We start from the raw sequence: 5,613 nt of genomic DNA on the forward strand, positions 1-5,613 counted from the left end.
AATCCTGCGGTAGGTGACTACCGTGCCGGTTCAAGTCCGGCCCTCGGCACAATTTTAATAAGCGCCCGTAGCTCAATTGGATAGAGCGTTTGACTACGGATCAAAAGGTTAGGGGTTCGACTCCTCTCGGGCGCGCCAATACAAACGCGGGTGTAGTTTAGTGGTAAAACCTCAGCCTTCCAAGCTGATGTCGTGAGTTCGATTCTCATCACCCGCTCCATTATAATGATCTTTGAAAACTAAACAAGACAAAACGTACCTGTTAATTCAAAGTTTTAAATAAATCGCACAGCGATGTGCGTAGTCAGTCAAACTACTTTATCGGAGAGTTTGATCCTGGCTCAGGACGAACGCTGGCGGCGTGCCTAATACATGCAAGTCGAGCGAACTGATTAGAAGCTTGCTTCTATGACGTTAGCGGCGGACGGGTGAGTAACACGTGGGCAACCTGCCTGTAAGACTGGGATAACTTCGGGAAACCGGAGCTAATACCGGATAGGATCTTCTCCTTCATGGGAGATGATTGAAAGATGGTTTCGGCTACCACTTACAGATGGACCCGCGGCGCATTAGCTAGTTGGTGAGGTAACGGCTCACCAAGGCAACGATGCATAGCCGACCTGAGAGGGTGATCGGCCACACTCGGACTGAGACACGGCCCAGACTCCTACGGGAGGCAGCAGTAGGGAATCTTCCGCAATGGACGAAAGTCTGACGGAGCAACGCCGCGTGAGTGATGAAGGCTTTCGGGTCGTAAAACTCTGTTGTTAGGGAAGAACAAGTGCCGTTCAAATAGGGCGGCACCTTGACGGTACCTAACCAGAAAGCCACGGCTAACTACGTGCCAGCAGCCGCGGTAATACGTAGGTGGCAAGCGTTATCCGGAATTATTGGGCGTAAAGCGCGCGCAGGCGGTTTCTTAAGTCTGATGTGAAAGCCCACGGCTCAACCGTGGAGGGTCATTGGAAACTGGGGAACTTGAGTGCAGAAGAGAAAAGCGGAATTCCACGTGTAGCGGTGAAATGCGTAGAGATGTGGAGGAACACCAGTGGCGAAGGCGGCTTTTTGGTCTGTAACTGACGCTGAGGCGCGAAAGCGTGGGGAGCAAACAGGATTAGATACCCTGGTAGTCCACGCCGTAAACGATGAGTGCTAAGTGTTAGAGGGTTTCCGCCCTTTAGTGCTGCAGCTAACGCATTAAGCACTCCGCCTGGGGAGTACGGTCGCAAGACTGAAACTCAAAGGAATTGACGGGGGCCCGCACAAGCGGTGGAGCATGTGGTTTAATTCGAAGCAACGCGAAGAACCTTACCAGGTCTTGACATCCTCTGACAACTCTAGAGATAGAGCGTTCCCCTTCGGGGGACAGAGTGACAGGTGGTGCATGGTTGTCGTCAGCTCGTGTCGTGAGATGTTGGGTTAAGTCCCGCAACGAGCGCAACCCTTGATCTTAGTTGCCAGCATTAAGTTGGGCACTCTAAGGTGACTGCCGGTGACAAACCGGAGGAAGGTGGGGATGACGTCAAATCATCATGCCCCTTATGACCTGGGCTACACACGTGCTACAATGGACAGAACAAAGGGCAGCGAAACCGCGAGGTTAAGCCAATCCCACAAATCTGTTCTCAGTTCGGATCGCAGTCTGCAACTCGACTGCGTGAAGCTGGAATCGCTAGTAATCGCGGATCAGCATGCCGCGGTGAATACGTTCCCGGGCCTTGTACACACCGCCCGTCACACCACGAGAGTTTGTAACACCCGAAGTCGGTGGGGTAACCGTAAGGAGCCAGCCGCCTAAGGTGGGACAGATGATTGGGGTGAAGTCGTAACAAGGTAGCCGTATCGGAAGGTGCGGCTGGATCACCTCCTTTCTAAGGATAATGACGAGAGCGCTTTTGTTTTGTTCAGTTTTGAATGAGTAATTCATTCAAATAGGAAAGACAGTCATCACGATGTGATGGATTCTTTCTGCTTTGTTCCTTGAAAACTAGATAATAGATAGAAGGCAATTAATTTTTTTCAAAGCATCTGTAAGATCTTTTTTAACGGTTAAGTTAGAAAGGGCGCACGGTGGATGCCTTGGCACTAGGAGCCGATGAAGGACGGGACGAACACCGATATGCTTCGGGGAGCTGTAAGCAAGCTTTGATCCGGAGATTTCCGAATGGGGAAACCCACTGTTCGTAATGGAACAGTATCCTTACCTGAATACATAGGGTACTGAAGGCAGACCCGGGGAACTGAAACATCTAAGTACCCGGAGGAAGAGAAAGCAAATGCGATTTCCTGAGTAGCGGCGAGCGAAACGGAACTAGCCCAAACCAAGAGGCTTGCCTCTTGGGGTTGTAGGACACTCTGTACGGAGTTACAAAGGAACGAGGTAGATGAAGAGGTCTGGAAAGGCCCGCCATAGGAGGTAACAGCCCTGTAGTCAAAACTTCGTTCTCTCCTGAGTGGATCCTGAGTACGGCGGAACACGTGAAATTCCGTCGGAATCCGGGAGGACCATCTCCCAAGGCTAAATACTCCCTAGTGACCGATAGTGAACCAGTACCGTGAGGGAAAGGTGAAAAGCACCCCGGAAGGGGAGTGAAAGAGATCCTGAAACCGTGTGCCTACAAGTAGTCAGAGCCCGTTAACGGGTAATGGCGTGCCTTTTGTAGAATGAACCGGCGAGTTACGATTTCATGCGAGGTTAAGCAGAAGATGCGGAGCCGCAGCGAAAGCGAGTCTGAATAGGGCGAATTGAGTATGAGGTCGTAGACCCGAAACCAGGTGATCTACCCATGTCCAGGGTGAAGTTCAGGTAACACTGAATGGAGGCCCGAACCCACGCACGTTGAAAAGTGCGGGGATGAGGTGTGGGTAGGGGTGAAATGCCAATCGAACCTGGAGATAGCTGGTTCTCTCCGAAATAGCTTTAGGGCTAGCCTCATGGTAAGAGTCTTGGAGGTAGAGCACTGATTGGACTAGGGGCCCCCACCGGGTTACCGAATTCAGTCAAACTCCGAATGCCAATGACTTATCCTTGGGAGTCAGACTGCGAGTGATAAGATCCGTAGTCGAAAGGGAAACAGCCCAGACCGCCAGCTAAGGTCCCAAAGTATACGTTAAGTGGAAAAGGATGTGGAGTTGCTTAGACAACCAGGATGTTGGCTTAGAAGCAGCCACCATTTAAAGAGTGCGTAATAGCTCACTGGTCGAGTGACTCTGCGCCGAAAATGTACCGGGGCTAAACGTATCACCGAAGCTGCGGACTGTTCTTCGAACAGTGGTAGGAGAGCGTTCTAAGGGCTGTGAAGCCAGACCGGAAGGACTGGTGGAGCGCTTAGAAGTGAGAATGCCGGTATGAGTAGCGAAAGAGGGGTGAGAATCCCCTCCACCGAATGCCTAAGGTTTCCTGAGGAAGGCTCGTCCGCTCAGGGTTAGTCGGGACCTAAGCCGAGGCCGAAAGGCGTAGGCGATGGACAACAGGTTGATATTCCTGTACCACCTCCTCACCATTTGAGCAATGGGGGGACGCAGGAGGATAGGGTAAGCGCGGTATTGGATATCCGCGTCCAAGCAGTTAGGCTGGGAAATAGGCAAATCCGTTTCCCGTGAAGGCTGAGCTGTGATGGCGAGCGAATTATAGTAGCGAAGTTCCTGATTCCACACTGCCAAGAAAAGCCTCTAGCGAGGTGAGAGGTGCCCGTACCGCAAACCGACACAGGTAGGCGAGGAGAGAATCCTAAGGTGATCGAGAGAACTCTCGTTAAGGAACTCGGCAAAATGACCCCGTAACTTCGGGAGAAGGGGTGCTCTGGTAGGGTGTAAGCCCGAGAGAGCCGCAGTGAATAGGCCCAGGCGACTGTTTAGCAAAAACACAGGTCTCTGCGAAGCCGCAAGGCGAAGTATAGGGGCTGACGCCTGCCCGGTGCTGGAAGGTTAAGAGGAGGGGTTAGCGTAAGCGAAGCTCTGAATCGAAGCCCCAGTAAACGGCGGCCGTAACTATAACGGTCCTAAGGTAGCGAAATTCCTTGTCGGGTAAGTTCCGACCCGCACGAAAGGCGCAACGATCTGGGCACTGTCTCAACGAGAGACTCGGTGAAATTATAGTACCTGTGAAGATGCAGGTTACCCGCGACAGGACGGAAAGACCCCGTGGAGCTTTACTGCAGCCTGATATTGAATGTTGGTACAGCTTGTACAGGATAGGTAGGAGCCTGAGAAGCCGGAGCGCTAGCTTCGGTGGAGGCGTCGGTGGGATACTACCCTGGCTGTATTGAAATTCTAACCCGCGGCCCTTATCGGGCCGGGAGACAGTGTCAGGTGGGCAGTTTGACTGGGGCGGTCGCCTCCTAAAATGTAACGGAGGCGCCCAAAGGTTCCCTCAGAATGGTTGGAAATCATTCGTAGAGTGTAAAGGCACAAGGGAGCTTGACTGCGAGACCTACAAGTCGAGCAGGGACGAAAGTCGGGCTTAGTGATCCGGTGGTTCCGCATGGAAGGGCCATCGCTCAACGGATAAAAGCTACCCCGGGGATAACAGGCTTATCTCCCCCAAGAGTCCACATCGACGGGGAGGTTTGGCACCTCGATGTCGGCTCATCGCATCCTGGGGCTGTAGTCGGTCCCAAGGGTTGGGCTGTTCGCCCATTAAAGCGGTACGCGAGCTGGGTTCAGAACGTCGTGAGACAGTTCGGTCCCTATCCGTCGTGGGCGTAGGAAATTTGAGAGGAGCTGTCCTTAGTACGAGAGGACCGGGATGGACACACCGCTGGTGTACCAGTTGTCTTGCCAAAGGCATCGCTGGGTAGCTATGTGTGGACGGGATAAGTGCTGAAAGCATCTAAGCATGAAGCCCCCCTCAAGATGAGATTTCCCATAGCGCAAGCTAGTAAGATCCCTGAAAGATGATCAGGTTGATAGGTCAGAGGTGGAAGCGTGGCGACATGTGTAGCTGACTGATACTAATCGATCGAGGACTTAACCAATTTGAATGTATGCTTACTGTTATCTAGTTTTGAGAGAACACTCTCAATGGTTTGGTGGCGATAGCGAAGAGGTCACACCCGTTCCCATGCCGAACACGGAAGTTAAGCTCTTCAGCGCCGATGGTAGTCGGGGGTTTCCCCCTGTGAGAGTAGGACGCCGCCAAGCTATTACACGTAAGTGTAATATATGGAGGATTAGCTCAGCTGGGAGAGCATCTGCCTTACAAGCAGAGGGTCGGCGGTTCGAGCCCGTCATCCTCCACCATTCCTATCATACATAAGTTGGCGTATTAAGCCGGTGTAGCTCAATTGGTAGAGCAACTGACTTGTAATCAGTAGGTTGGGGGTTCAAGTCCTCTTGCCGGCACCATTTATATCGGAGGGGTAGCGAAGTGGCTAAACGCGGCGGACTGTAAATCCGCTCCTTCGGGTTCGGCAGTTCGAATCTGCCCCCCTCCACCATTTTTATTGGGCTATAGCCAAGCGGTAAGGCAACGGATTTTGATTCCGTCATGCGTTGGTTCGAATCCAGCTAGCCCAGCCATAGAGAGCCATTAGCTCAGTTGGTAGAGCATCTGACTTTTAATCAGAGGGTCGAAGGTTCGAGTCCTTCATGGCTCACCATTTTAAATTAATA

The 5,613-nt window shown here is 52.2% G+C and carries 7 tRNA genes and 3 rRNA genes; all 10 read left to right on the forward strand.

Annotated elements, in window-relative coordinates:
* Positions 1-61: 61 nt before the first annotated feature.
* The 10 genes from ACFVV1_RS40560 to ACFVV1_RS40605 all read left to right on the forward strand — a co-directional run bounded on the left by ACFVV1_RS40560 (position 62) and on the right by ACFVV1_RS40605 (position 5,600).
* Positions 62-138: transfer RNA gene (locus ACFVV1_RS40560), tRNA-Arg, on the forward strand.
* A gap of 8 nt (positions 139-146) precedes the next feature.
* Positions 147-220: transfer RNA gene (locus ACFVV1_RS40565), tRNA-Gly, on the forward strand.
* A gap of 98 nt (positions 221-318) precedes the next feature.
* A 16S ribosomal RNA gene (locus ACFVV1_RS40570) occupies positions 319-1,871 on the forward strand.
* A gap of 176 nt (positions 1,872-2,047) precedes the next feature.
* Positions 2,048-4,976 (forward strand): 23S ribosomal RNA (locus ACFVV1_RS40575).
* A gap of 50 nt (positions 4,977-5,026) precedes the next feature.
* Positions 5,027-5,142 (forward strand): 5S ribosomal RNA (gene rrf, locus ACFVV1_RS40580).
* Together the 16S, 23S and 5S rRNA genes with 7 tRNA genes alongside form the textbook arrangement of a ribosomal RNA operon.
* Positions 5,143-5,165: 23 nt before the next feature.
* Positions 5,166-5,241 (forward strand) — tRNA-Val (locus ACFVV1_RS40585).
* A gap of 29 nt (positions 5,242-5,270) precedes the next feature.
* Positions 5,271-5,346: transfer RNA gene (locus ACFVV1_RS40590), tRNA-Thr, on the forward strand.
* A gap of 8 nt (positions 5,347-5,354) precedes the next feature.
* Positions 5,355-5,438 (forward strand) — tRNA-Tyr (locus ACFVV1_RS40595).
* A 7-nt stretch (positions 5,439-5,445) separates the two neighbouring features.
* Positions 5,446-5,520, forward strand: a tRNA-Gln gene (locus ACFVV1_RS40600).
* Between the two features lie 4 nt (positions 5,521-5,524).
* Positions 5,525-5,600, forward strand: a tRNA-Lys gene (locus ACFVV1_RS40605).
* The last annotated feature ends 13 nt before the right edge of the window (positions 5,601-5,613 follow it).

This window comes from Streptomyces sp. NPDC058092 (assembly GCF_042884935.1).
In the GTDB taxonomy this organism is placed as follows: domain Bacteria; phylum Actinomycetota; class Actinomycetes; order Streptomycetales; family Streptomycetaceae; genus Streptomyces.